The following is a 25,344-nucleotide window of genomic DNA, read 5'->3' as shown; positions in this document are numbered from 1 at the left end:
GGTTACACTCAGTCGTTATGAAAATTTGGTTGAAATATTTTATCGGTATTGTGTTGGGGGTAACCTTTGCTCTTGTCGCCGGTGCTGAAAATACGCTATTTGTACAAGCTGTAGACTTTTTATCAAAAGCAGCGATACAGTTCGGAAGGTATGCCCTCTATCCGGCAGTTTTTTTCGGATTTACGCTCAGTATCTTTGAATTACGTGAAAATAGAAGTCTGCTCAAAGTTGCGATTATTACAAGCCTCATTATCTGCGGTGCCGCATTATTATTGTCCTGTATCGGATTAATATCCGTACTTATTCATACACCCGCTCGTATACCTATTTTTGTAGAAGGCATATCCGATGTACAAGTTCTTGGTGTGAAAGAATCGCTATTACAATTACTTCCTTCCAGTTCGTTCGAAGCACTGATAAATGGAACCTATATCCTACCGCTTTGCATTTTCGGCGGGTTTGCAGGAGCCGGCTGTGCCGTTGATAGAAATATTGCGAAGCCGACCATCACGCTTATCGATTCCTTGGCGCGGATTTCTTATGCGGTACTGGTCTTTTTTGTGGATATGCTGGTATTCGGTATGGTAGCCGTTTCGTCCTACTGGGTAATTAAATTTCACGAAATGCTCTTGACTGCGGTTTTTGCCGATTTTGCAATTCTGCTTATTGTCGATCTATTGATTATCGCGCTTGTTATTTATCCCGCATTATTGAAAATCTTTTGCCGCGATATCAATCCGTATCGAGTTCTCTATGCAAGCCTCGCACCCATGATGGCAGCTTTTTTTTCACAGGATACCCATGTTGCGCTCAGTGTATTGCTGCGTCACTCCAACGAAAGCCTCGGTGTACGCCGGCGCATTTCCTCCGTTGCCCTTCCTGTTTTCTCTATTTTTGGAAGAGCGGGTTCGGCTTTAGTCATTACCGTTAGTTTTGTTGTGATTTTAAAATCTTATTCGATTAATGTATTTAGGATAGCTTTTAGCGATATATTTTGGCTTGTGGGATATGCCTCTCTCTTTTCATGTTTGCTCGGACGGTTTTCTATCGGGGGAACATATATTGCGCTGACCTCCTTGTGTATGCTTTACGGACGAGGCTTTGAGTCGGGGTATTTGATTTTACGTCCGGCTGCGTTTTTTATCAGCTCCATCGCGGCAGCAATTAACGCATTAACTGCAATAACGGGAACCTATATCACAGCGTATCGATTCAACATGACCGGCAGAAAAGATTTACGATTCTTTATTTAACCGAAGCCGGTATTGAAGTGTAAAATTATGGAACAAAAATTTCCTGTTTCTTCTCTGCTCAAAGAAATCAGCGGATATTTCCATGAAGCGGGCTTTTCCGCATATCTCGTAGGAGGGGCTGTCCGCGATTTTTTCTTAAAGAAAAAAGCAAGCGATTGGGATATTGCAACCAATGCGCAACCGCAGGAAGTAATGCGCTTATTCCGGCGGACAATTCCTACCGGAATAGAACACGGTACCGTTACTATCATCTATAAAAATAAGCATATCGAATGTACAACTTTCCGTACCGAAACGGATTATATCGACGGACGGCACCCTGCAGCGGTTGCATATACGGCAAGTATAGAAGCAGACCTTGCCCGCCGCGATTTTACGATGAATGCCATTGCAGTTTCTCTTCCTGACGGAGAAATCGTCGATCCCTTTAACGGCAGAGCGGATATCCGTGCAGGGCGGATTCAAACAGTCGGGAATCCGCTCGACCGATTTTTAGAGGATGGCTTGCGTCCCGTCCGTGCTGTCCGCTTTGCAGCGCAGCTCGACTTTACCGTCGATGCAGGAACATTGCAAGCAATCCCGCAGGCGCTGCATATCACCAAAAAAATTTCGATTGAACGATTCCGCGAAGAGTTTACAAAAATGCTCAGCTGTCAAACCCCGCTTACCGGCTTGCGGCTAATGGAAAGCACGGGGCTGCTGAATCTCTTTATTCCGGAACTGATGGAATGCCGTGGCATCGGGCAGGGAAGCTATCATCACTTTGATGTACTCGATCATAGCTTTCTGGTGTGCAATGCCTGCCCAGCAGGAATGGAACACATCCATATCCGGCTTGCGGGACTTTTCCACGATATCGGGAAGCCCGCTGCCCGCAAGGAAGCGGTGGACGGCAGCTGTACCTTTTACCGTCATGAAGCTATTTCCGAGAAAATGACTCGCAGCATTATGCGACGCCTGAAATACTCCAATGCCGAAATAGAAAAGACTGCTCATTTAGTTGCCGAACACATGTTCCATTATGATCCTTCATGGACTGACGCCGCTGTCCGTCGTTTTATCGTCCGCGTTGGGAAAGAAAATATCGATGATTTATTTGCGTTGCGAAAAGCGGATGTTTTCGGGCTCACCGGTACGTATGCAGAGCCGAACTTTCTTGTAGAATTTACGGCACGGATTGATACGCTCCTCAAAGAGGACGGGGCGTACAGCCTTAAAGATTTAGCGGTTAATGGAAAGGATCTAATGGCTATCGGTATCCCGGCGGGGAAATGTCTCGGTCTTGTTTTGCATGATCTTTTGGAAACGGTATTGGATGATCCTGCGCAAAACACTAAAGAGGCGCTCTTACCCATTGCCGCAGCGCTCTATGAGCGGATACAACGGTTTCAATAGGTATGGGTTAGCATTTTTTCCCTACAGTCTGTTTTATACCCTCCGTTAGATTTGAGAGGTGACAAGGTGCAAAAAACGGTATCAAAATTGAAAGATATTAAAGACATGACATCTTTCAATCGGTCTATCGTAAAACGATAGTTTCGGAAGATACCGATTAGCATTGGAGTACAATATGAACATATCCGACACACAGAAAAAAATATTGGAAATCGGCAAACAGGAATTTTTGCAGAAAGGTTTTAAGGATGCATCATTAAGGAAAATTGTAGCGGATGCCGGTTTTACGCAGGGGGCATTCTACGGTTATTACCCCGATAAGGAAGCATTATTTACCGCGCTGGTATCCGAAGCGGCAGACGGTTTGGTTGAACAATTCAAACATGCGCAAGAAGCTCATTTCGATTTAATCGAAAAAAGTGAAACGCAATTCAGCAGGAAACTGTCTACGGAATATCTGCAGATTTTCGTAAACTATATTTATGATAATTTCGATGCATTTAAACTCGTAATTTGCCGGTCTGCCGGAACAAAGTACGAGCACTATATTCACGATTTAGTTGAGCTTGAGGTATCCGTCACCGAAAAATACTACCGCCTTTTACGAAAGCGAGGAAAGCTTGAAGGTGTTGTGAGCCGTGAACTGCATCACATGATTACAAGCGCCTATTTTACCGCCGTGTTTGAAACAGTTGCTCATGATATGTCTCGCAAAAAAGCGCTTGAGTATGTAAAAGAATTAGCCGTCTTTTTTAACTGCGGTTGGGACGGTATTTTAAAGCTAACGTAAGATTGTGAAGTGGTGTCGCTGTAAGCAATACTATTTTGAGATATGACCGATGATGCATATGCAAATCTCGTATATAGGATCAACTAAAGATTGACATGCGTAAACATCTGTGTATATATTATCATATATACGGAGGATTATTATGGTTTGTGCAAAAGTCTTTATGAGTGGGAACAGTCAAGCGGTGAGGATTCCAAAAGAATTTCATATTGACGATACAGAACTCTTTATCAAGAAGATTGGAACAACAATAATTTTGTATCCTCAAAATCGTCCCTGGGAAAATCTTAAAAAAAGTTTATCGGAATTCTCTGATGACTTTATGGCGGAAGGGAGAAAGCAACCTTCATTGACAGAAAGAGAAACATTTTAATGTATTTGCTAGATACGAATATTTGTATTTTTCTCATTAAGAATACATTTCCCGTTCTCACTAAAAGGATTTTTTCGACAAGCGGTAATGATCTGTTTTTATCGTCTATTTCAATCGCTGAAATGGAATATGGCGCCTCAAAAAGTCAGAACAGAGAAAAAAATCGAAAGGCTTTATTAGACTTTTGTGTTGATTTTAATATTCTTGATTTTACGGCAGAAGATACGGAAACATATGGTATGATCAGAGCGTATCTTGAAAAGGAGGGGAGCGTTATCGGTCCGTATGATATGCAAATCGCAGCCCAAGCTATGACAAGAAATTTAATCGTTATAACAAATAATTACGATGAGTTTGCTAGAATTCCCTGGATAAAAGTAGAAGACTGGACAAAGAAATAGGACAAACCAAAACAGCCGATTCAACTTAACATTGTGGTGCAATATCTAACGGCTAGTGTTATGAGGAGTACTATGCGTTTTATAATTGAAACAAAGAAATCAAAGGATGAGATTCTGCAAATCATACGTGGCAATACTTACATAAAAACTTCTGTATTTGATTTTCCCAAAGGAGACAAATATTTTGAAGGGAGCGTATCTGAAAATTCATTTAAAATTTGTAGATGTATACATTATCGAAATTCATTTTTACCTTTGATAATTGGGACTATTGAAGCACATGAGTATGGTTCAACAATCAACATCAGAATGAGAATGGCTATCCCTGTTATCGTTTTTTTAGTTATATGGTTTACCGGCGTACTTGCAGGATGTTTAATAGTTCCATTCACCGGATTTCCTATGCCGGCTGCTTTAGTCCCTTATATCATGCTTGTTTTTGGGATTTTGCTTGTCATAATCCCAAATAGAATTGAAGCTAAAAAGGCAAGAGAAAAGTTAGAAAAGCTTTTAATATAAGCTTAAACGAGAGTTTTTCCTACCACCCTCCACTCTCTTGACAAAACCTCTCCTTTTCTATTTTATATCAGTGATATATATCATTGATATAAATTGATAATGAAAGGATGGAAAAATTGTCAAAAACCGGTGAACATACTGCGAAAAAAACCGCTTTACAGTATCTATTGGAGCTTGCAAAACCCTGTAAGAGGCTGCTCGTCACTTCCGTGATTTTTGCCGTATTGGGCGCAGCTGCGGGAATTATACCATACCTTGCCGTGTCCCGCCTTATCATTCGGATATGCGCACGGGATTATACCCTACAGGCAATTTTTGTAACGGCACTTATTGCACTTGCCGGGTATCTTGGGCAACTCTGTCTGTCTACGCTTTCTACGATACGTTCTCACCGTGCGGCGTTTACCGTGCTGAGAAACATCCGTATGCAGCTGACGGCAAAGCTCTCCCGCGTTCCGATGGGTTTTATATTGGATACCCCATCCGGTAAATTCAAAACAATGCTGGTTGATACGGTTGAAAAACTGGAATTGCCGCTTGCTCATATCATACCGGAACTGACGGCTAATCTGCTGATTCCTTTTTTAATGTTAGTCTATTTCTTTTATCTTGATTGGCGCTTAGCGCTTACCGCTTTTGCAACTTTTCCGCTCGGTCTTATTTGTTATATGGGAATGATGAAGGATTATGAAAAACGGTATGCAAAAGTTCTTACAGCAAGTAAAAATATGGATGCCGCAACGGTTGAATACATCGGCGGCATTGAAGTGATAAAAGCCTTTAATCAAAGCACCGTATCATATCGGAAATATACTGAGGCAATAGCGGAAAATGAGAATGCAAAAGCGGAATGGTTTAAAAAGACCAATCCCTACTATGCTGCGGGAATTGCAATTGCTCCTTCCAGTTTATTAGGTGTGCTGCCGCTCGGCTGTTGGTTTTTCATACACGGGAGTATATCCGCCGGAAGTTTTATATCGTGTATCATCTTGTCGCTCGGTCTTATTGCACCGCTCATCCAGGCGCTGCGTTACACGGACAGTCTTGCAATGGTAGATTCTACCGTAAAAGAAATTGCGAAACTGTTGGAAGCGGAAGAAATGAACCGTCCGAAAAATGCTGTGCCAATTAAAGAAAATACTATTGCGTTTTCTCATGTATCGTTCGCATATAGCAATACGGAAGTTTTGCATGATATTTCATTTCAAGCGGTTCCGAATGGGATGACTGCATTTGTCGGTCCGTCCGGTTCGGGAAAATCTACCATTGCCCGCTTAATCGCCTCGTTTTGGGAAGCAAGCAATGGTTCGGTTATGATAGGCGGCTGCGATGTACGGAACATTCCGCTTTCGCAAGTGATGGAGCGGGTTGGCTATGTTTCACAGGATAATTATTTATTCCATTTATCTATTCGGGAAAATATACGGATTGGTAAACCGGACGCTACGGATGCTGAGATAGAACAAGCGGCAAAGAAAGCAAGCTGCCACGATTTTATCAAGGCACTTCCTCAAGGGTATGATACGGTCGCAGGAGACGGGGGGAATAATCTTTCCGGCGGAGAGAAGCAGCGCATTGCAATCGCACGCGCAATACTAAAGGACAGCCCCACCATTGTGCTGGATGAAGCGACCGCTTTTACCGATCCCGAAAATGAAGCGGTTATTCAACGTTCCATCGGAGAACTGGTCGCAGGAAAAACATTAATCGTCATTGCACATCGGCTTTCGACTATCACGATGGCGGATAAAATCATCGTTATGAATCATGGACATATTGAAGCGGAGGGGCGTCATCAAGCGCTGTTGGAATCGTGTGAACTGTATCGCACACTTTGGAATGCGCACATCAGCGTAAGCGACAAAAAATCTGGGGAGGCTGTATGATTACTATGTTTAAACGATTGTTGCATTTTTCAGGTGCGGAAAAAAGAAGATTGATACTCTCTTTTATTTTTCATATCGGTAATTCGTTTTTTGAGATGCTTCCCATTATGGCAATTCTGACGGTTCTCTCCGGAATCCTTTCCGCCATTTCAGGAAATGGGATGCCGTACAAAACGATTTGGGTCTCACTCGCAATTATGCTGCTCAGTGTTGTGGGAAAAATCATTTTTATCAATATCGCTTCCATAAATAGAACATTGGGAAGTTTTGCCATGTGCAGCGAGTGGCGGATGAACCTCGGTGAAAAATTAAAGCGTGCACCGATGGGGTATTTTAGTGAGCATCGATTAGGAGACATTACCGCTGCGGTTACCACCACGCTTGGTGATCTTGAAACAAGTGCGGTAACGGTGCTGGAGGCGGTCGCAGGCGGATTTATTCATGCCTTTGTTATCAATGTATGGTTGTTTGTTTATGAATGGAGAATCGGATTGCTGATGCTTGCCGGTCTTTTAATCTCGTTCTTGATTTATGCAAAAACACAAGCTGCGGGAGAAAAATATTCACCGCGCAGGCAGGCGGCGCAGGCACAACTGGTAACCGGTATTTTGGAATACATTCAAGGGATGACGGTGGTAAAAGCATTCGGACTCGGCGAGCAATCCGGTAAAACGGTTGATGCAGCAATCAGTGAAAGCGCAGCGGCAAATATCATTTTGGAAAAGATTTTCTCCGAACTCGCAGCTGCTTTTCAAACAATATTCAAAGTGGTTAGAGCGGCAATACTCATTACAGCGTCCTATCTTTTAATGCATGGAAATATAACACCGGAAAAGTGTTTGTTGCTGACTGTCGCAAGTTTTATGATTTATGCAACGGTGGAGCTTGCCGGAAGTACGGCAGCTGTTGCGCGGGTAGTTGATGCATCCCTTGACCGGTTGGAAGAAATATCGGATATGCCGCTGCTGGATGAAAACGGTACGGAGCATATTCCGAATAATTATGACATTACGGTTCGGAATATTTCTTTTTCGTATGATAAAAATGATACAAAAGAAGTGATACGGAATGTCGATTTTACGGTGCCGCAGAAAACAAGCTGCGCGATTGTCGGTCCGTCCGGTTCGGGAAAAACAACACTGTGTAATTTAATTGCGCGATTTTGGGACGTCAGTCAGGGTGAAATTTTACTTGGCAGTATCAATGTTAAGGATTACACATGCGACAGTCTTTTGAAAAATTTTTCTATTGTATTTCAGCACGTATACCTGTTTGAAGATACGATAGAAAACAATATCCGTTTCGGTAAGCCGGATGCAACGATGGACGAAGTGATTGCCGCAGCAAAAAAAGCCTGCTGTCATGATTTTATCACTGCAATGCCGGACGGCTATCAAACTAAAATCGGAGAAAACGGAGCAACTCTGTCGGGGGGAGAAAAGCAGCGTATCTCCATCGCGCGGGCAATTCTCAAGGATGCGCCTGTTATTATTTTAGACGAAGCGACTGCCAGTGTCGATCCTGAAAATGAACACGAGTTGCAAACAGCTATCGAGGAGCTGACAAAAAATAAAACGCTCTTGATGATTGCGCACCGTTTAAATACGGTACGCAAAGCGGATCAAATTATTGTGCTTGACGAAGGACGTATTGTGCAGCGGGGTATTCATGCCGAACTTATGCAGCAGGAAGGTTTGTACCGGAGATTTGTCGGCATCCGTGAAGAAGCAATCGGGTGGAAGATTGATCGGAGAGAACGTTAGGAATGGGCGGCATAGACGGCTTCACTTTTTTCGAGATATTTTTTTAGGAGGTTCTTTGTAAGAAGCGTTCCTCCTAGTATAAGCTTTGATAACAGGTCGTAGCCATAAAAAACATGTCGAATATCAGAGTCATACTGAATTTATGTACCTACAGTAACAGTACATATACACCGTACTGCATATTAATCCCACAGTCAGCGGTTTGTAACGTCTTATTTAAAAATGAAGATAATAAGAACTTGCGAAAACAGGTAAATATTTGAGAGCTACCTAATAGCAGTATACAACAAACTCGTTTATCGTAGTTCCACGTCTGTTGCCTTGCCGTTTCTTTCGGCAAAGTTCTCTCCGTCAGCATTCGGTTCCTTAAACACCTTGAAGCGTACCTGCATTCCTTCCGTAATCTTTTTGCGGCGAGACGATTTGGTAAGGTTTGTAAGGCCGAAGTAGAAATCGCCGTGATCGACAGTTTCGATAATTCCCCAGTTTCCTTTAAAGCGTTTAATGGTGCCGCTTAACGTATCGCTTTTTTGTTGTTCTTTCGCTTTAATCCAATGGTTGGGCGGAACCAGTTTATCGGTTGTCATTTCATATTGATCGGGAAAAGCTTCAAGAATTTCTCGTAAGGTATTATGGTTATAAGATCGGGGATCAAATTCCGGCATACTCCGTCGGATGGATTTGCCTAAATCGGAAAGACTGACCCATCCGTCTTCCGTCATTCGTGAGTTTTTATAGGCATGGTTTAATAATTTTTCCAGAGAATCGAAGGGGGAATCTTGACTCTCCTCTTCAGGGGTTGTTGCACTATCGAGGTTTTCCAGATATTTAAATTCATTACAAGCGTTTACCCAAAGAGCCTTAGCATTTTGTTTCCCAATACCGAGAACATAAAGCCCGTACTCCCGCAATTTAAGCGCAAGGCTATAATAGTCGGAATCAGTCGAAACGATGCAAACAGCATTAATACTTTTATTGGTGTTGGCAAGCTCAATAGCATCCATAATGATAGTATTATCGGTTGCATTTGGCCCGTTACGAAATTGTTGTACCGGACGAATGGGGATCTTTTCAAGCCAATTTTTCCACCCGTTCATATTCGGTGTTGTCCAGTCTCCATATAAACGTTTTATCAATAATTCGCCTTCTTTAGAAACTTCGGTGATAATGGCTTCCAAAAAACTCGGCGGAATATTGTCGCCGTCGATCAGTAGTACATATTTTCTGTCCATACGGATATTGTATCCTTATTTGTATATTTTTCAAGGAGGCGCTTTTTGCTGTAAGAAAAAAAACGGACACCCATACTCTATATGAGTGTCCGAGATGTGTATAGTTTTAACTGTAAAACAGCTTAATGGAGAATAATCCTCAATAAGAAGATAACAAACAGTATCCAGCTGATAATCGGGATTTGCTTGAATTTACCTGTTATGGCCTTCAAAATAACGTAGGAAAGAATGCCATACACAATACCTTCGGCAATGCTGTAGGTAAACGGCATCATAACGATTGTCAAGAACGCAGGAATACCTTCCGTAGGATCTTTGAAATCGATTTCGGCTGCAGCACTCAGCATCAGGAATCCGACAATGATAAGCGCCGGTGCAGTAGCTGCTGACGGAATCAATAAGAAAAGTGGCGAGAAAATCAAGGCAATTAAGAAAAATACACCGGTTGTCAACGCGGTTAAACCGGTTCTTCCTCCGGCCGCTACGCCGGAAGTGCTTTCGACAAAGCTGGTAACGGTAGAAGTTCCCAGCATAGCACCGAAAACCGTACCGATAGCATCGGAGAGCAATGCCTGCTTTACCCGTGGGATATTTCCGTCTTTGTCGATAAGTCCTGCGCGGTTGGTAACGCCGACTAAGGTCCCGACCGTATCAAAAATGTCAACAAACAGGAATGAAAAGAATACCGTAAAGAACTGGAAACTGAAGATATTGCTGAAATCGAAATTCCAGAAAACCGGAGCTGCCGGAGCGCTTACGATAGACCAATTTTCCCATCCGCCGAACGGTGCCGTAACACCCATTGGAATACCGATTACGGTAGTAATTAAAATTCCAAGGAGAATTGAACCCGGAACATGTAGAACGTACAGAATTGCAGTAATAACCAGACCGATGAGGCCCAATAAAGCAGCTCCTGAAGTAACGTTGCCGAGACCGACTAATGTCGCAGGATTATCAACGATGATTTCCGCATTTTTCATACCGATTAATGTGATGAAAAGGCCGATACCTGCTGCAACCGCTTTCTTCAGATTGATCGGGATTGATTCAACAATCGCTTCCCGTACATTGAAAAAGGACAGCAAAATAAACAGTAAGCCTTCGAGGAATACTGCCGTTAATGCTGTTGCGGGTGAATACTTCATTCCGATAACAACAGTATACGTGAAAAAAGCATTTAAGCCCATGCCGGGAGCAAGCGCGACAGGAAGATTGGCAAGTACGGCCATTATCAAGGTTGCTATTGCCGCAGATAATGCGGTAGCCGTAAATACACTGCCGGGATTCAAGCCTGCGTCGCTTAAAATGAGCGGGTTGACGGCAAGAATATACGCCATTGCAAGGAAAGTTGTTAATCCTGCAATGATTTCGGTACGCACATTCGTTTTGTGCGCTTGAAGCTGAAAGAGTTTTTCCATAAAGTAGCCTCCTTTTAGAATAAATGAGTACCAGTCAGCATTTCTATTAGTGTATCACGGAATAATTGTTTCCGCAAGAAAATTTTTTTTTTGCTTCCTTATTTTTTTTTAGGCTATATTGTCAGAATAAATGCATCAAGCCGTTTTTTGTACCTCCGTGTACACTTTTCAACGTCGAGTTTTTGCTGCGCAAAAACGTCGCTGCTGCGCGGAACCACGGACATCCCCGCCCACGAATGTACATCCGTGTACATTCGTAGGCTGCAAGTTTGCAAGCAAACTTGTTACTTCTTGAAACCACCGCCATCCGTGGCGGTTCTGAGATACGTTGAAGATTTTTCAGTAGCGGCACGGATGCCGCTGGTTATATCAGAAGCGATGTTTCAGCGATGCTGAAACTCGCTGCCAAAAGTGTACAAGGATGTACACTTTTGGCAAGGCAACGAAGTAGATGCGTCGTATATTTTCAAAAGGTATATTTGACAGAACTAGGCGTTTCCAACTATACTAATCACGATATGACAATAGCCGGACGTAATAGAATCTTAATTTTCGGTATTTGTATTACTGCGCTCATGGTAATCGGAAGCATAAGCTGCTGTATTGTTATTGTTGCGCATAATTTGCTTGCGAAGTTGCCGACAGTCTCGGAAAGTACTTTTCAGTTATTTAGACTTCCGTTTTTTGCCTATAATAATTATGCAGCCATGATCGGTATCGCAGCATTTCCGCTAATAGCATTGGCACTGCTTGTTTGTATTTTCTTTCTTTTCGAAAAAACTCATGCTCTTGAGATTTCTTTTTTTGGCTTGTTTATTTTCGCACTGTCTGTTGAAGCGTTACAGCTCCTTTTTCCGTTGCAAGAACGGTATCCGCTATTGACCGTTTTTATGGCTTCCGTTGCACGGATTATTTTCTTCTTTCGGTTTGGAGCCTGCTTGGCGCTTTTAACTTCAAGCCTCTTTGCCCATAAAACTTTTACGCGGGAAACGGGATCTATTATTTTCTTGCTGAGTTTTATCGCGTTTGCATTGTCTCATGTTATTCCGATCGATACCATTCAAGTGGTCTCGTTTTTCTCATTTTCTCGCTCCTATCGCTATCTCCTTTATTCCTTTAGTGGGATTGTCTGCGTATTGGCAGTTGTATCGTTTTTGTTGGTCGGCATTTATCGCAGTATTACCGAGTATCGGAAGGCTGCAATTCAGCTGTTGATAATGTTAATTGCATATACGCTTTTACTGTATACCGGTTCCTGGTTTTTTACTGTCTTTGGCATTGTAGCTTTGCTAGTAGGTGGGGGCTTTTTCCTCAAAGCAATTCATCAGTTTTATCTGTGGCAATAGCTTACGCATGGAGCAGTAAGGCAAGAAAACCGATAGCAACCGGTATCAAAAGGTTGTCATAATCTTTTAGGGGCAGCATTTCGATACATGCCCCGGCAATACCCAATACAAGGCTTTTCCAAAACTTTCCGCTGACGGCGAAGGACGAAAGGAACACAGCGACAAAGCAGGTTAAACTTCCCGCAACGGTCTTATCTTTAAAAAAAGCTAAGTGAATTTTTCCGAAACGCTTCCCGATAAGGCTCGCAAGACCGTCCCCGAAAGCAAGTGCAAATATTGCAATTTTTGCCGTATGCATGGGGAAAAACAAAAGTGCGGCAAGCACTCCGGTGGCAAGTGTTAGCGGTCCCAATACGAACCGCCCTTTATCGCGTGCCCGTGATGCGTAACGAGTAATATGCGCAATGATACCGAGCTCATAGCCGCGCATACGAAAAGATTCTGAGATACAGTAGAGCAGCGTGATAGCAACAATAGCGACAATCGTAGGCGTATACCAATGTTCGGCAAATACAACGGTTAAAGCAGAAGACAGATGAATAGTTTTCCTAAACACTTCAACCAACAGTTCCTCTACGGAGACAGTTTGAGAGAATGTACGGTATCGGAAGCGTTCAAACCATTTCATATAATCCCAATATACTATTAGCCTTTAAAACAACAGGAACTTTGCGATTCTAAAATAAACGATAAGGCTGACAGCATCTACAATCGTGGTGATGAGCGGGCCTGCCATAATAGCGGGATCCATGTGGAGTTTTTTTGCAAGAATCGGTAAAAGTCCGCCGGTGAGTTTTGCAATAGTAACGGTTACAACAAGCGTTAGCCCGACACTTGCAGAAATCAGAATCGGTTTTCCGTCCAAGAAATAAGCCTTTACAAAAATAGTTAGCCCGAGCAGCGCACCTACCATAATTGCGATACGGAGTTCCTTCCATAATACTTTACCCCAGTCGCGCAGCTGAATTTCGCCGGTAGCAAGACCGCGGATAATCAATGTCGATGACTGGCTGCCCGAATTTCCGCCGGTATCCATCAACATAGGAATAAATGAGGTGAGTATGGTAAGTGTTGCCAGCAGTTCGGTGTAGTGTTCGATAATCTTGCCGGTAAAGGTTTCCGAAACCATCAGGAGCATCAGCCAGCCGATACGGTGCTTGGCGAGTGTAAAAACGCCGGTGTTCAGGTATGCGTCTTCGGACGGTTGCATAGCGGCCATAATCTGGAAGTCTTCGGTAGCTTCCTGCTCCATAACATCCATGACGTCGTCAACGGTGATAATACCGATCAGCCGTTTTTCCGCATCGACAACGGGCAGGGCAAGAAAGGCGTACTTCTTAAAAACCGCGATAACGCTTTCTTGATCATCGTGCGTGTTCACATAGATACATTCGCTTTCAAAGATATTTTCAATAAGCTCCTGTTCGGGCGCCAACACGAGTTCTTTTAATGAAACGATGCCCTCAAGTACCCTGTTAGCATCGGTTACATAACAGGTATAGATCGTTTCTTTTTTAAGTCCCGTCTCTCTGATGTAGTCCAACGCCTGTTTTACCGTCATCGTCTTTTTAAGGCTGACGTACTCAATCGTCATCAGGCTTCCTGCGGAATCGGGAGGATATTTGAGGAATTGATTGATGAGCTTGCGTTCTTCTTCGCCGGAGTTCGCTAATATTTTCCGCACGGCGTTTGCCGGCATCTCCTCTACAAGGTCTACGACGTCATCAAACGCAAGTTCGTCCAAAATAGGACCGAGCTCTTTATCGGTAATCGATGAGATAAATGCGCTTTGCTGTTCACTCGAAAGGAGTGCGAATACTTCGGCTGCAAGATCCTTGGGAAGCATTCTAAAGAGGAATACTGCATTTGCCGCATTTTCTTTATCCAATATTTCAGCGACATCAACCGCGTTCATCTCGGCGAGTTCCGCAATTAATGCCACGTAGTGCCTATTGTCGAGCAGCTCTTGAATCCGCTCCATTTCCTGCGTCTTATCTTCCATAGTTAAGCCCTAGTATACTTAAAATGGCCGGTTTCTGCTATACCGGTTTAAAAAAATGTATAGGTACTCTATAATGCTCCCAATGAGAAATATATTTGGGTCGAATCTCCTTATGAAAATGTCTGTATGCCATTTACGCCAACTAAAGACAGCGGCGGTATTGTTCTTCTTGTTTTGTATTGTATGCCAAGAAGCCGTTGCAGAAAATCGGTTAAAATTGGGAATTGAACAGTTGCCGCAATATCGTGCCATTTTTGCCGGAAAGCGAGTAGGACTGATTACCAATCAAACCGGTATCGATTCCGCGGGAACGCCCTCTGCGGTGCTGTTGAGCCGGTCGGTGCAGCTTACGGCGCTTTTTTCGCCCGAGCACGGTATACAGGGCAACGAACGGGAGGGGGCATCCATCGGACACAGCGCCGATCCGCGAACGGGGCTGCCGGTATACAGCCTTTACGGAAATACCAAACGGCCGACGCCGGAAATGTTAAAAGATATCGACATCCTCTGCTTTGATATTCAAGATGTCGGAGCTCGTTTCTATACCTATATTTCCACCATGGCATACGCGATGGAAGAATGTGCGCGGTATAAAAAACAATTTGTCGTGTTTGACCGCCCAAATCCGATTGGTGGCACCGTCGAGGGGAATATGCTGGAGCTTGAATACCGTTCCTTTACGGGATATTTTCCCATTGTGCAACGGCACGGTATGACGGTCGGGGAACTTGCCTTGCTCTTCAACACCGAATACGGTATTCATTGTGATTTGACGGTAATCCCGATGACAGGCTGGGATAGAGAGACCTACTTTGACGAGCTGCCTCTGATATGGGTGCCGCCGTCTCCCAATATTCCGTCGCCCCTCACCGCGCTCGTATATGCCGGTGTCTGTTTATTTGAAGGAACCAACCTTTCGGTAGGACGGGGAACAACGATGCCGTTTCAGTACCTTGGAGCGCCTTATATCGATGCTTACCGTCTAGCTGATCAGCTGAATCGGTTGGGCTTGGACGGCGTGCGTTTTTTGCCCGCATTTTTTACCCCATCGATTTCGCTCTATACGGGGCAGCTCTGCGGGGGAGTACAAATTGCCGTTACCGACCGCCGCAGTTTTTCGCCCGTTAAGACGGCAATTGCCATGTTCTACGAACTCAAGCACCTCTACCCCGACAAGTTTACGATAAACAATGTGGGCAAAAAATATTGCGGCCTCCATTTATTAACAGGTTGTACACAGCTCACCAATCCTTTGCAAACTACGCAGGATTATTTTACCCGCATTGAAAAAGAGACAAAGCTGTTTAGCAACATCCGCAAGAAATATCTTCTGTATTAGTTAGTATTTTAGCAGAAGGATAAACGCATAAGACAGATAGCTTAAACGCCGCATAAAAATTAAGGCTGTGAGACCATTTGAACCGCGAAGAGGTTCAACTCTGGTTGAGCAGCCTCAATTTTTATGCAGGAATATATCCGGTAATGTTTTATGCGGTTCAGTAGCATGGTCTTCCTCTTGCGCCGAAATTATCGATTATGCTAGTATACGGCCATGTTTAAATATTCTAAAAGATACATATTCGTTATAGTGTATGTGATCTTAGCAACGCTGCTCTCCGCTCAAACGGTAAGCGGTAAAAAAGATATTGCAGTCTTTAGACTTTCTCATTCGGGATATGTCCCCTCCGAAGTTGCCGCAAGAATAGATCAACGGATTATCGATGTTGTTACTTCTTTTAAACGGTTTAACGTAATCGGTATGGAGTACCGGCTCAACTCAAACAATATTGTGTCCTTTATCGATCAAATCAAAAGGATGAAAGAACAGCAGTCGGAAATTTCCGAAACCGTGTTATCAGGAGAAGAGGCTTTTACACGTGCCGATTGGGAACGGCTTACCGGAGCCTTTTTGGTATTTGCTCCCCGGATTACCGACTATGATGAACGTCTTATGTTTGAAGAAACTGTAGTTGAGGGCAAAAAAGTTATAAAAAAGTATTGGATAGTCAGAATAGAAGGGGCTATATCTATCCTTGACGTTTCCGGTTCCGCGAGTGAGCGGGTTATACCGCTATCCGTTAAAAAAGTCGCAAAACGGCGTTCCGATGCGGTTGACGAAGCAATCAGTTCTTTAATAAGTTCGGTTTATACGGCAATTAAATTTGAACCGGAGTTTGCATTGGCAAGCGGAGTACTTGCCGTTGACCATGAAAACAATACCGTTACAATCGAGCTGGGAAAGGATATCGGTATAAATGCAGGAGATGAATATATCCTTCAAAAATCCATCTCAGTTGCCGGAAAGCAGTCGGTAAAAGAAACCGGTTTGTTAATTATTTCGGAAGTACACGATACTTTTTCAGTTGCAAAAGTGATTTACGCAGACCAGCCGATTGTCGAAGGGGATTCTGTTAAAGAGCTTTTAGGATCCCGTATTCTACTGCAAGGATATGCAGGTATAACGGTTCCCATTACCGGCGTAATGACAAAAGACTCAAAGGAGTTTTTGCGTGTTCAGCCGACTTTCGGTATACGGGCTGTATACAAGGCCAATTTTCATCTCAGTATATCGGTCGGATATGAGTATGCCATACAACAACCGATTGGATCCTCCGCTGTATTGAGTGCAAAACCGATGCGGCTTACTCCTTTCGGAACAGGATATTTAGGTATCGGGGTTTATAATTTCTATACATCCCGTTTTAAGATTACACCGGAATTACAATTTTGCTTTTCGGGTACATCCGTTGCCGCGCAATCAAATTCGGCAAAGACTTATACCGTTACTGCAACTCAACTCGGCGGGAGGGTTCTTGTATCGGCAGATTACTTTATTTCGCGGAATTGGACGATAGGCGGGAGTGCCGGATTCGGCTATATGCATAATTTACTGAGTCCCGCGCAGGCAGCTGAAAAATTGAAAAAAGAAAGCCTATTTCCCCAGCCGGAACTCGATAAGGTTAATAATTATGTATGGGATGTCCTATCATCACACATGAACTTTCATGTTTTTATAGGAATAACCCGCAGGTTCTAGGCATGTATCTCAATCTAAGGAAACTGTCCAAAAACGAAGTTTTTAGACAGTGGTCTGATATAACTCACACGATAGGGAGAAAACTATGAAAAGAAACATTGTATTATATGCACTGCTGTCAGTGCTTTTGACATCATGTACCGTTATGCCGCGGATTCCGCAGTACACAGGCTACAACCCTTATTATGCCGGTTCCGGAGAGGGATATACGTTTTTGGAGGCACTGACTCAGGCAAAAGCGAATACCCTGCGGCTTGCCGTTATCGACCTTATCGGGGAGACGGAAGAAATGCAGAATCGTAGTAAGTTATATTCCGCTTTTTACGCCGGGACAAGACCGAATGCTTACCTTGAAACCGACTATATGCGTATTTTGCGGCGCGATCAAACGTACCGAGGATACTATTGTGAGATCACCGTACCGGTAAAAATGGATGAATTACGCCGTACACTCGATATGATCGGTACCTATTCTGCAAAGGGCGGCAATATTCTATCGAGTCCTGAAGTACATGAGGCAAGAATCAAGAGCGAATTGCAAGGAAATAATGTCGGATTTATCACACAGTATGTCGATAGTATGCTGTATATGGTTGTTCCAAATCAAAAGGCAAAAGATGGGAGTACATTTTCCAAGTCTGCCGTTAACATGGCGAATAAATACCTGCTTGACAACGGGTACCGTGCCGTTGATTATGCCGCGGTAGAAGCATTAAAATCAGATAGTGCTACGCTGTTTACTCAAGAACCTGATACGGCTGATCTTTCGGTTGTACAGTGGATTGCACAAAAACTTGGGGCTGATGTTTATATTGAAGTGGACGGTTTTGTGCAGGGCGGCCGAGAAACAGGCGGTTACTATGCTCAAGCTGAAGTTAACTTGAAAATGTACAATCCGTCTACGGGAGAATTACTCGGCGCTGTACCCTATAGCAGTCCTAAGACGTTCGACCGCGGAAGTACCGAAGCTGCGGCACAGAACGCGATAAAGTCAACGGTCTTTAAAGCAATGAGTGTTGCCGTTGATCAAGCGAAAAAAGCATTGGTGCGGGATTATGCACAAGGTATTCGGTATGAAATTACTATTAACAATAGTTCCGACAGTAAACTGATGAACAAGTTCCGAAATGTATTGAACACTAAAGTCGAAACAATACGGGTTGTGTATCAATCTACCGCTCAAACAAAGTACGCAGTACAATATTTCGGCAGAGTGGAAGATATGGAAAATATCGTCTACTCGGCAGCAGAAAGTGTTCCCGGCATGGAAAGTATTTCACTGGTTATGATCCGGGGTAAAACACTCATGTTCCGGTTAGGACGGTAAAGGGATATCTTCTATATTTCGGTGCAGTTGCCCTGTGTGTGCTGATGCACATACTCTTTCGCCCGTTTAAAGTCTTCAGGCGTATCGATGTCGAAGGCTTCCATTTCGGAGCGGAGCGGGGAGTGTAGAATCAGATCAGGGTGAGCGTTCATCACGGTTCTGCCACCGATACTTCCGTCCAAGCGGCTGAGCTCACCGGCTAGTGCCGCCGGAAAGATAACCGGAGAACAGTGCTTGCCGTTAAAGGCAGCAGAAACAATGCGGTTGGGATTATTCTGAAAGACGGCGCAGAGGTCGCGGATACTGTCGGCTTGCAAAAAAGGCTGATCGGCGGTGCAGAATAAAAAGCCGCTTGGGTGATGAAGGGGAGCGGCTGTGTTTACTGCAAGAGCTTCCGCATAGCCGCGGCACGCAGCTTGTACTGCAAGAGCCGCCGAATGTCCCTGTCCCCGCGCCGGATCCGGATTAAAGACAATATCACAGTGGAATGATTGGCGGGTTGCGTTGCCGGCGTCAAGACTCTTTTGGCATCCGTTGTGCACAGGTGGTTTTTGCGTAGATTTGATTTGTGTCAGCTGCGCTATCATTTTTGTTATGGGCTGCTGTGTTTCGGCATTTACCGTGATCACCAGATGGGTAATACCTGCTTCAAGCAGTGTTTCAATGACGTATCCGATTAAGGGTTTTCCGCAAAGCGGAAGCAGCTGTTTACAGCAGCCCATGCGGGTTGACAGTCCTCCTGCAAGGAGAATTGCAGTGGGGAGTTTGATGGGGCTGCCGGTATTGTTGTTTTCGGACACTGTCGAGATTGTTTGCATATTACTCGGCATCATTTGTTATCGTTTGGAACTCCGATTTCCGCAGTATCTAAAAATGATGCAAAACTTTGCGCTCGCCCAAGCCGTTCATACAGTTCTGCTCTATTTTGCATAGTCAGATGGAATACTACGGCTTCCTGCATACGTTCCAAGACCGGCAAAAAGCGCGTCCTATGCGGTTTTACGGCTCCGATGATATAATAGCGGGAGTCGGAAAGCAGATCGCATACGGCTCGGAAAAAAAGCTCCGCCTCCGCTTCCATAAAGCCGAGTTCATCCATTAAGATTACCGGCAGGGTAGGGGACAGTGACGCTGCATCGCAATCGGTGTCGGAATGTTCGCCGCCAATCGAAGAAAGTGTTACCTCCTCCGCTTGCTTCAAACACATAACCCCGAATGTATCAAATACCGGGGCAAAACCGACCGGTTTTTGCTGGGGACATATTCCGACTTTGTTGCCGGTTGTATACCGGTATCTTGCGGTACCGGTGACAACCTGATGCATATACACTGCACACTCCGGCGGCGCTTCTCTTTTTGTAATAAAGCCTGATGGCTGCAGGTTGAACTTTTGTATAAGGGCTGCAAGAAACGTAGATTTTCCGCAGCCCCGTTCGCCAGTAACAAAGAATATCCGTTTTCCAAGTTCCGAAACGATCGGCCTACCGGCATCGAAATTGTCAGGATCATTGGAAGGTTTATTCTTGTGCGGCAATATGCTCAAATCGGTTAATCCTCTTTTGATTTCGGCAGCAGGAGGTTCAGAATAAGCGCGGTAACAAAGGCACCGACGATAGCCTGTTTAAAGATATTCTGGAACCACATCGGTAAGTGCTGCATAACTTCTTGTACATTACTCAGACCGAATGCAACGCCAAGTGAAGCCGCAATAATGACAACATCACGTTCTGCAATCTTTCCGCTCTGGTAAATTAGGTTTAAGCCGCTCATCGTGATCATACTGAACATCAGCAATACACCGCCGCCCAATACCGGGTTTGGGATAGTCGAAACGATTGCTCCGAGTTTGGGGAAGAAACCGCACAATACCAAGAAGCCTGCGCCGATACCGATGGTAAAGCGGTTGACAACCTTTGTCATACCGATAAGCCCGACGTTCTGGCTGAACGAGGTGTTCGGCATAACGCCGAAGATGGCTGCAAACATACTGCCGAAGCCGTCTGCATGAACTGCGCCCTGCAATTCCTTGTCGGTTATATCGCGTCCGAGGCCGCCGACTGCAATGCCGGTGTTATCTCCGATCGTTTCTATAGTTGTTGCAAGGTAAACAAGTATGAATGGAACGATGGCATCCCAATGGAAAGCGAGGTTCAGGTGCCCTACGGCAAAGAAGGGCAGCGGAGCGGAAATCCATGCGGCGTTTCTTACCGGCGTAAAATCTACCATACCCACAAATATGGCAACGATATACCCCGCGATAAGTCCGATCAGAATGGAAGAGATACTTAAAAAACCGGTGAACATTTGTCGGATAAAGATAATCGTTAAAAAGACGAAAAGGGCAACTAACAGATTCTTTATTGAACCGAATTCGGGGGTTTGTTCAAGCCCGACACCTCCGCCGACAAATTTGATGCCGATGGGAATAAGCGAAATTCCTAAGGTGGTAACGACGGTTCCGGTAACAACGTGCGGTAAGAACTTGCGGAGCGGTTTTACGATAAACCCGAGCATAAACTCCATTAAACCGCCGATAAGGGATGCACCGAGAATGGCAGCATATCCGTTTGACCAGTCTCCCATTGCGGCATATTGCAGTCCTACGCCGATAGCAACGGGAATAAATCCTGAACTGGTTCCCATAACGGTGGGGAGTCCCGAACCGATTTTCCAGATAGGCCGCAACTGGACGAACGTAACAGCGCCGGCAACAAACATAGCGCTTTGCAGCAGCGAAACTTTAATATCCGCCGGGATATTAAGAACACCCGATATAACTAAAATCGGGGCGAGGTTTCCGGCATACATAGCCAAAACATGCTGCATACCGAGAGGGATTGCCGTTTTTAGCGGAACACGACCTTCGAGCTTATAAATATTTTCTTTTGAAATACTCATAATCTCCTCCTTAACTATAATACATATCACCCGCGTATTTTTACTCTATGAGTATATACTGATAGAGATGCGAATGTTTACTCATTCTATCAGTATAACTGTGAATATGGTAAATAGCAAGAAAAATTTATTAGCTTGTCTAAAAAAAAGTAAGATTTTTAACGGCGCTCACACCCGTTTTTACGGAACGCTTGCTATTCGGTTAAGACGGTGAGTATTTCCAAAATATCGCCTGTATCATCTTCTGCAAGGACAATCAATTTATCGCCGGGGTACAGTACGGTATTACCGTCGGGAATAGATTCGTGTTCACCGTGCATAACGCTGACAATGCGGCATTTTTGCGGCCATTCCATTTCGTTGATTTTCTTTAAGGCCGCGATTGAATGCAAGCCGATCGGCAGTTCATAAAGCTGAGGGCTGCCGGATTCCGTACCGGATTTTTTATTCACTGCACGGCTATCCGACTCAAGAATTTGCGTCAGGAGAATATGATCGTGCGCTTGCGAACCGATAAAACTCGCCGTTAGATAGGCCGTAAGGCAGGTCAGCACCAACCCGCTTAGCTGGGGGAGAGCACCGCTTGTTTCAAACACGATAGCGCAGGCAGTAAGCGGCGCTTTAATAACGGTGGTAAAACAGGCAGCCATGCCGAAGAGAATCATTGTATTGATGTGCTCCTGTGCCAATAAACCGAAATGCACTAATACGGTTGCATACAGTGCGCCTCCTACCGCGCCGCAGGCAAGGAGCGGTACAAAAATACCGCCGATTGCGCCCGACCCTGCGGAGATTCCGGTAAAAAGCAGCTTAACAGTTAAGAACATCAACAGCATCGTAATCGGAAAAGATTGTTCGGTCAGTATCCGTATCAACCCGTCGCCGCCGCCCGAAGAATAACTGTGCCACAAGCCGACCGGCAGCGACAGCAGGAACGGAATAACAGGTCGTAAGATCGGCGGGATATGCAGTGTTTTATAGCATCGTTGGAACAAATAAATCGACTGCTTAAACCCGTGTCCTATAAGCGCGACGAATATGCCCAGCCCTATCAGCCATGCAAATTGAGAAAGCGGAAATTCCACAGCCGTAAAAAATCGGAAAATCGGCCCCCTGCCTAAAAAAATGCTTCCCGCAAAATCGCCTGCAAAAGACCCTGCCATGACACAGGCTAAAAGCAGGGGAGTTAAATGATGATGGATATCTTCAAGCGCAAAGACAATTGCAGCAAAAGGAGCGTTGAATGTTGCAGAAAGACCGGCGGCTGCCCCTGCGGTAATCAAGCACACCCGTTCGGTAAACGAGCGCTTTCCCAGCCGTTCAACAGCATCGCCGATATATGCACCCAGTTGGACAGAAGGCCCTTCTCGCCCCATCGAAAGTCCCAGTCCGATGCCGAGAACACCGCCGATAAACTTGAGCGGGAGCTCGTAAAGCGGGGAAAACTGCAGCTTTTTCATAAAGACACCTTCAATCTGCGCCACTCCGCCGCCTTTAATCATCGGCCATTTTGTAATGATAAAGCCGATAAATAATCCCGCTAGTGCCAAAACTGCCAGCGCAAGGAGAACGCCTTGCACGCTCGTAGTCCGTATAACACCGTATAACGCAACACGGGTATTTCTAAGATACGAGATTGAGAGCCGAAAGCCCGTAATAACCAAGCCGGTAATTAAACCGGTTACAAGGCTTTCAAATACCAAAAGCCACTTGTTTTCTTGTCTTCTTTTAAGCAATGTGCCTGTTTCCGAATATTCATTCATAACGATCATTACAATTATAGCCGAAAGTCCTAAAAACTCCGGTTTTTCAGAAGTTCCCCCTTAGATGGATTTACTGCGTGCTGCGGCAACCGCCTCTTTTAATTGACGGGCGGTGCGGGTAACCGATTCAAAATCGCCGGTTTTTGCGCCCTTTGTTAGTGCTCCTCCGATGCCGAGCACTGCGGCTCCCGCTTTAATCCACTCGGCTGCATTTTCGGCAGTGATGCCACCGGTCGGCATGTAGGTCCCCTGCGGAAGCGGCCCCTTAAAAGCGCTGATGATTTTAGGCCCGAAAAGCTCTGCCGGAAACAGCTTGAGAATGTCAGCACCGAACTCAAGTGCGCGCACCGCCTCCTGCGGCGTCATAACACCGGGAATGTACGGCACTGCGTAGCGGTTGCAAAGGCGTGCGCAGTCTTCGTTAAAAGACGGCCCGACGATATATTGAGCGCCTGCAATAATACAGGCACGTGCCGTCTCCGCATCGAGTACCGTACCCGCGCCCAACAGTATATCCGAACCGAATGCCTCGCTTAACTCGCGGATAATTTCGTCGGCATGCGGTACCGTCATCGTAATTTCGATAGCGGTAATCCCCCCTGCACGCACGGCTTCCACGATTTTAAGCCCCTGTGCCTTATTTTCCGCCCGAATAACGGAAACCGCCCCCGCCTCAATCAACGCCTGTATCAATTCGTATTTTTTCACAATTCCTCCGCAGGGCAATTGCATCAGACGTTTGTGGAACATCCCCGCAGAAGAATAGAGGCAGTGCAATCAGAATTGAACCTCTTCGCGGTTCAAATGCTTGCCCAACCTCCATTCTTCTGCGATTCTTATTTATTTATCTGATGCAATTGCCCTTTTTCTAAAATAAACTGTGCGAAATTTTTTAAATTTCGCGCAGCCTTTCCAAGGAAAAGGAAAACGTATCGGACGGATATATTCAATACCGCAAAATAATTGGGACTGTGAGACCATTTGAACCGCGAAGCGGTTCAACTCTGGTTGAACAGACCCAATTATTTTGCGGGGCTGTTAAAAATACAGTCTGATACGTTTTCCCTGATCCGCTAGTCGACTTGGATGGTAAACCGTTCGGATTTTTCGTTGCCGGTTATATCCCGTGCCGTAATTAATATATCGGATTTTCCGCGGTTTAAAATAATTTTGCCTAAATACAGCTCATTTTTCCGCCGGTACAGCAGCGTGTCGGTAAAGGCGGTGTTGCCTAAATAAGAATCGCCGTCTTTTTCCGCAATAGTTTCAAACGGAATGGTTCGGATATTTGTACCGTTTACAAAAATAGTAATCCGGAAAGGACTAAAACTAAGGCCTCCCTGCGAAGCCGTATCGGAAATATCCGCATACAGTTCATAACTTCCCTGCCGCACGGTTTTTTGCCCGTTCATTTGAAAGGCTGTGTTTTGTTCATTTATCAAAACGACATTTTGTATTTGCGGTGCGATTTTATCGTTGACAGACGGAAGCAGCAGCAGCGGATTGATATATACTTTTTTCTGACTGTCGCTTACTTGAAAGATAAGGTCGTTCGGTTTCCCCCATCCGCTGTTTCCCGTCCTTCCGATAACCGCATTTGATTCGGTTGTTACTCTGCTTAGGAACACTGCGTTAGCGTCAAGATTCCCGTAAACCGTTTGGAGTCCGTCATCGTGTAAAAATATTAGTGCATTTCCGAGTGTGGAAGGAAATGAACCGGTTCCGTATTTTTTATCCAGAGCGATCAAGAGTATTCCGTCATCGGCGGCGCGTACCGCTGTTACATCCTCAAAGGTTAAACCTTGTTCAAAAGTATTTTCACCGATGCGCTGTCCGAAAAGCCTTAAGAATTTTTGTGTGTCAGCAGGCCATTCCAATGCGGACAATCCAGCAACACATACCGCTGCAGCTAAAATGCAAAAGAAAAATCTTTTCATA

The 25,344-nt window shown here is 44.7% G+C and carries 22 protein-coding genes; 12 read left to right on the top strand and 10 right to left on the bottom strand.

All coding sequences use genetic code 11. The features are described 5' to 3' along the window. The first annotated feature begins 17 nt into the window (after positions 1 to 17). The 8 genes from ABH09_RS10340 (at position 18) to ABH09_RS10305 (ending at position 8,380) form a co-directional block, all read left to right on the top strand. The gene (locus tag ABH09_RS10340) at positions 18 to 1,253 is read left to right on the top strand and encodes a dicarboxylate/amino acid:cation symporter (RefSeq protein ID WP_253672900.1); all 1,236 of its coding nucleotides are present in this window, start codon (positions 18 to 20) and stop codon (positions 1,251 to 1,253) included. A 27-nt stretch (positions 1,254 to 1,280) separates the two neighbouring features. Further along, positions 1,281 to 2,648: a CCA tRNA nucleotidyltransferase gene (locus tag ABH09_RS10335; RefSeq protein ID WP_162664235.1), complete on the top strand. Its 1,368-nt coding sequence runs from the start codon at positions 1,281 to 1,283 to the stop codon at positions 2,646 to 2,648. A 175-nt stretch (positions 2,649 to 2,823) separates the two neighbouring features. Then, positions 2,824 to 3,438: a TetR/AcrR family transcriptional regulator gene (locus tag ABH09_RS10330; RefSeq protein WP_162664234.1), complete on the top strand. Its 615-nt coding sequence runs from the start codon at positions 2,824 to 2,826 to the stop codon at positions 3,436 to 3,438. A gap of 142 nt (positions 3,439 to 3,580) precedes the next feature. Beyond that, a complete protein-coding gene (locus ABH09_RS10325; protein WP_253714322.1) occupies positions 3,581 to 3,811 on the top strand; it encodes a type II toxin-antitoxin system antitoxin VapB in 231 nt (76 codons plus the stop codon). After that, a complete protein-coding gene (locus ABH09_RS10320; protein WP_253714321.1) occupies positions 3,811 to 4,212 on the top strand; it encodes a type II toxin-antitoxin system tRNA(fMet)-specific endonuclease VapC in 402 nt (133 codons plus the stop codon). The genes ABH09_RS10325 and ABH09_RS10320 overlap by 1 nt, the downstream gene beginning before the upstream one ends. Positions 4,213 to 4,284: 72 nt before the next feature. Further along, the gene (locus tag ABH09_RS10315) at positions 4,285 to 4,731 is read left to right on the top strand and encodes a hypothetical protein (RefSeq protein WP_253714320.1); all 447 of its coding nucleotides are present in this window, start codon (positions 4,285 to 4,287) and stop codon (positions 4,729 to 4,731) included. A gap of 107 nt (positions 4,732 to 4,838) precedes the next feature. Next, a complete protein-coding gene (locus ABH09_RS10310) occupies positions 4,839 to 6,617 on the top strand; it encodes an ABC transporter ATP-binding protein (protein ID WP_253714319.1) in 1,779 nt (592 codons plus the stop codon). After that, positions 6,614 to 8,380, top strand: coding sequence for an ABC transporter ATP-binding protein (locus ABH09_RS10305; RefSeq protein ID WP_253714318.1), 1,767 nt, complete (start codon positions 6,614 to 6,616; stop codon positions 8,378 to 8,380). The genes ABH09_RS10310 and ABH09_RS10305 overlap by 4 nt, the downstream gene beginning before the upstream one ends. A 296-nt stretch (positions 8,381 to 8,676) precedes the next feature. On the opposite strand, the gene ABH09_RS10300 is transcribed toward ABH09_RS10305, so the two are convergent. Next, a complete protein-coding gene (locus ABH09_RS10300) occupies positions 8,677 to 9,612 on the bottom strand; it encodes an NYN domain-containing protein (RefSeq protein ID WP_253714317.1) in 936 nt (311 codons plus the stop codon). Between the two features lie 122 nt (positions 9,613 to 9,734). Next, positions 9,735 to 11,033 carry an NCS2 family permease gene (locus tag ABH09_RS10295; protein WP_253714316.1) on the bottom strand — a complete coding sequence of 433 codons (1,299 nt, stop codon included), beginning with the start codon at positions 11,031 to 11,033 and terminating at the stop codon, positions 9,735 to 9,737. A gap of 479 nt (positions 11,034 to 11,512) precedes the next feature. Here ABH09_RS10295 and ABH09_RS10290 point away from each other — a divergent pair, with 479 nt between their 5' ends. Then, positions 11,513 to 12,379, top strand: a complete 867-nt coding sequence (locus ABH09_RS10290) for a hypothetical protein (protein ID WP_253714315.1) — start codon at positions 11,513 to 11,515, stop codon at positions 12,377 to 12,379. Position 12,380: 1 nt separating this feature from the next. Here ABH09_RS10290 and ABH09_RS10285 read toward each other — a convergent pair whose 3' ends face one another. Both ABH09_RS10285 and mgtE read right to left on the bottom strand, forming a co-directional pair. After that, complete coding sequence (locus tag ABH09_RS10285) at positions 12,381 to 13,007, bottom strand: diacylglycerol/polyprenol kinase family protein (RefSeq protein ID WP_253714314.1); 627 nt, start codon at positions 13,005 to 13,007, stop codon at positions 12,381 to 12,383. 24 nt (positions 13,008 to 13,031) lie between these two features. Further along, on the bottom strand, positions 13,032 to 14,381 hold the full coding sequence (mgtE, locus tag ABH09_RS10280) for a magnesium transporter (RefSeq protein ID WP_162664227.1): 1,350 nt from the start codon (positions 14,379 to 14,381) through the stop codon (positions 13,032 to 13,034). 112 nt (positions 14,382 to 14,493) lie between these two features. On the opposite strand from mgtE, the gene ABH09_RS10275 reads away from it, so the two are divergent. The 3 genes from ABH09_RS10275 to ABH09_RS10265 all read left to right on the top strand — a co-directional run bounded on the left by ABH09_RS10275 (position 14,494) and on the right by ABH09_RS10265 (position 18,745). Continuing rightward, positions 14,494 to 15,720: an exo-beta-N-acetylmuramidase NamZ family protein gene (locus tag ABH09_RS10275; protein WP_253714313.1), complete on the top strand. Its 1,227-nt coding sequence runs from the start codon at positions 14,494 to 14,496 to the stop codon at positions 15,718 to 15,720. 213 nt (positions 15,721 to 15,933) lie between these two features. Next, positions 15,934 to 17,418, top strand: a complete 1,485-nt coding sequence (locus ABH09_RS10270; protein WP_253714312.1) for a hypothetical protein — start codon at positions 15,934 to 15,936, stop codon at positions 17,416 to 17,418. An 85-nt stretch (positions 17,419 to 17,503) separates the two neighbouring features. Continuing rightward, the gene (locus tag ABH09_RS10265) at positions 17,504 to 18,745 is read left to right on the top strand and encodes a hypothetical protein (RefSeq protein ID WP_253714311.1); all 1,242 of its coding nucleotides are present in this window, start codon (positions 17,504 to 17,506) and stop codon (positions 18,743 to 18,745) included. An 11-nt stretch (positions 18,746 to 18,756) separates the two neighbouring features. On the opposite strand, the gene ABH09_RS10260 is transcribed toward ABH09_RS10265, so the two are convergent. The 6 genes from ABH09_RS10260 to ABH09_RS10235 all read right to left on the bottom strand — a co-directional run bounded on the left by ABH09_RS10260 (position 18,757) and on the right by ABH09_RS10235 (position 25,343). After that, positions 18,757 to 19,563 (bottom strand): nucleotidyltransferase family protein, encoded by an 807-nt coding sequence (locus ABH09_RS10260; RefSeq protein WP_253714310.1) that lies wholly within the window; start codon positions 19,561 to 19,563, stop codon positions 18,757 to 18,759. Positions 19,564 to 19,574: 11 nt separating this feature from the next. Then, complete coding sequence (locus tag ABH09_RS10255; RefSeq protein ID WP_253714309.1) at positions 19,575 to 20,288, bottom strand: nucleoside-triphosphatase; 714 nt, start codon at positions 20,286 to 20,288, stop codon at positions 19,575 to 19,577. Positions 20,289 to 20,293: 5 nt separating this feature from the next. Then, positions 20,294 to 21,643, bottom strand: a complete 1,350-nt coding sequence (locus tag ABH09_RS10250) for a uracil-xanthine permease family protein (RefSeq protein WP_253714308.1) — start codon at positions 21,641 to 21,643, stop codon at positions 20,294 to 20,296. A 194-nt stretch (positions 21,644 to 21,837) separates the two neighbouring features. After that, positions 21,838 to 23,415 (bottom strand): ClC family H(+)/Cl(-) exchange transporter, encoded by a 1,578-nt coding sequence (locus tag ABH09_RS10245; protein WP_253714307.1) that lies wholly within the window; start codon positions 23,413 to 23,415, stop codon positions 21,838 to 21,840. Between the two features lie 51 nt (positions 23,416 to 23,466). Beyond that, positions 23,467 to 24,114 (bottom strand): bifunctional 2-keto-4-hydroxyglutarate aldolase/2-keto-3-deoxy-6-phosphogluconate aldolase, encoded by a 648-nt coding sequence (locus ABH09_RS10240; RefSeq protein ID WP_016519133.1) that lies wholly within the window; start codon positions 24,112 to 24,114, stop codon positions 23,467 to 23,469. Between the two features lie 365 nt (positions 24,115 to 24,479). Next, entirely contained in the window at positions 24,480 to 25,343 is an 864-nt protein-coding gene (locus ABH09_RS10235) for a peptidoglycan DD-metalloendopeptidase family protein (protein WP_253714306.1), read from the bottom strand. Position 25,344 lies beyond the last annotated feature (1 nt).

The sequence above is a fragment of the Treponema sp. OMZ 803 genome (assembly GCF_024181165.1).
In the GTDB taxonomy this organism is placed as follows: domain Bacteria; phylum Spirochaetota; class Spirochaetia; order Treponematales; family Treponemataceae; genus Treponema.
The sequence above is the reverse complement of the archived record's forward strand: the minus strand, read 5'-3'. Positions and strand labels throughout refer to the sequence as shown.

Excerpts from the sequence above, each read along its gene's own strand:
- ABH09_RS10245 (WP_253714307.1), bottom strand. The coding sequence starts at position 23,415 with ATGATCGTTATGAATGAATATTCGGAAACAGGCACATTGCTTAAAAGA.
- ABH09_RS10335 (WP_162664235.1), top strand. The coding sequence starts at position 1,281 with ATGGAACAAAAATTTCCTGTTTCTTCTCTGCTCAAAGAAATCAGCGGA.
- ABH09_RS10265 (WP_253714311.1), top strand. The coding sequence starts at position 17,504 with ATGAAAAGAAACATTGTATTATATGCACTGCTGTCAGTGCTTTTGACA.
- ABH09_RS10275 (WP_253714313.1), top strand. The coding sequence starts at position 14,494 with ATGAAAATGTCTGTATGCCATTTACGCCAACTAAAGACAGCGGCGGTA.
- ABH09_RS10285 (WP_253714314.1), bottom strand. The coding sequence starts at position 13,007 with ATGAAATGGTTTGAACGCTTCCGATACCGTACATTCTCTCAAACTGTC.
- ABH09_RS10300 (WP_253714317.1), bottom strand. The coding sequence starts at position 9,612 with ATGGACAGAAAATATGTACTACTGATCGACGGCGACAATATTCCGCCG.
- ABH09_RS10340 (WP_253672900.1), top strand. The coding sequence starts at position 18 with ATGAAAATTTGGTTGAAATATTTTATCGGTATTGTGTTGGGGGTAACC.
- ABH09_RS10250 (WP_253714308.1), bottom strand. The coding sequence starts at position 21,643 with ATGAGTATTTCAAAAGAAAATATTTATAAGCTCGAAGGTCGTGTTCCG.
- ABH09_RS10260 (WP_253714310.1), bottom strand. The coding sequence starts at position 19,563 with ATGCAAACAATCTCGACAGTGTCCGAAAACAACAATACCGGCAGCCCC.
- mgtE (WP_162664227.1), bottom strand. The coding sequence starts at position 14,381 with ATGGAAGATAAGACGCAGGAAATGGAGCGGATTCAAGAGCTGCTCGAC.
- ABH09_RS10270 (WP_253714312.1), top strand. The coding sequence starts at position 15,934 with ATGTTTAAATATTCTAAAAGATACATATTCGTTATAGTGTATGTGATC.
- ABH09_RS10235 (WP_253714306.1), bottom strand. The coding sequence starts at position 25,343 with ATGAAAAGATTTTTCTTTTGCATTTTAGCTGCAGCGGTATGTGTTGCT.
- ABH09_RS10310 (WP_253714319.1), top strand. The coding sequence starts at position 4,839 with ATGGAAAAATTGTCAAAAACCGGTGAACATACTGCGAAAAAAACCGCT.
- ABH09_RS10315 (WP_253714320.1), top strand. The coding sequence starts at position 4,285 with ATGCGTTTTATAATTGAAACAAAGAAATCAAAGGATGAGATTCTGCAA.
- ABH09_RS10325 (WP_253714322.1), top strand. The coding sequence starts at position 3,581 with ATGGTTTGTGCAAAAGTCTTTATGAGTGGGAACAGTCAAGCGGTGAGG.
- ABH09_RS10295 (WP_253714316.1), bottom strand. The coding sequence starts at position 11,033 with ATGGAAAAACTCTTTCAGCTTCAAGCGCACAAAACGAATGTGCGTACC.
- ABH09_RS10305 (WP_253714318.1), top strand. The coding sequence starts at position 6,614 with ATGATTACTATGTTTAAACGATTGTTGCATTTTTCAGGTGCGGAAAAA.
- ABH09_RS10320 (WP_253714321.1), top strand. The coding sequence starts at position 3,811 with ATGTATTTGCTAGATACGAATATTTGTATTTTTCTCATTAAGAATACA.
- ABH09_RS10330 (WP_162664234.1), top strand. The coding sequence starts at position 2,824 with ATGAACATATCCGACACACAGAAAAAAATATTGGAAATCGGCAAACAG.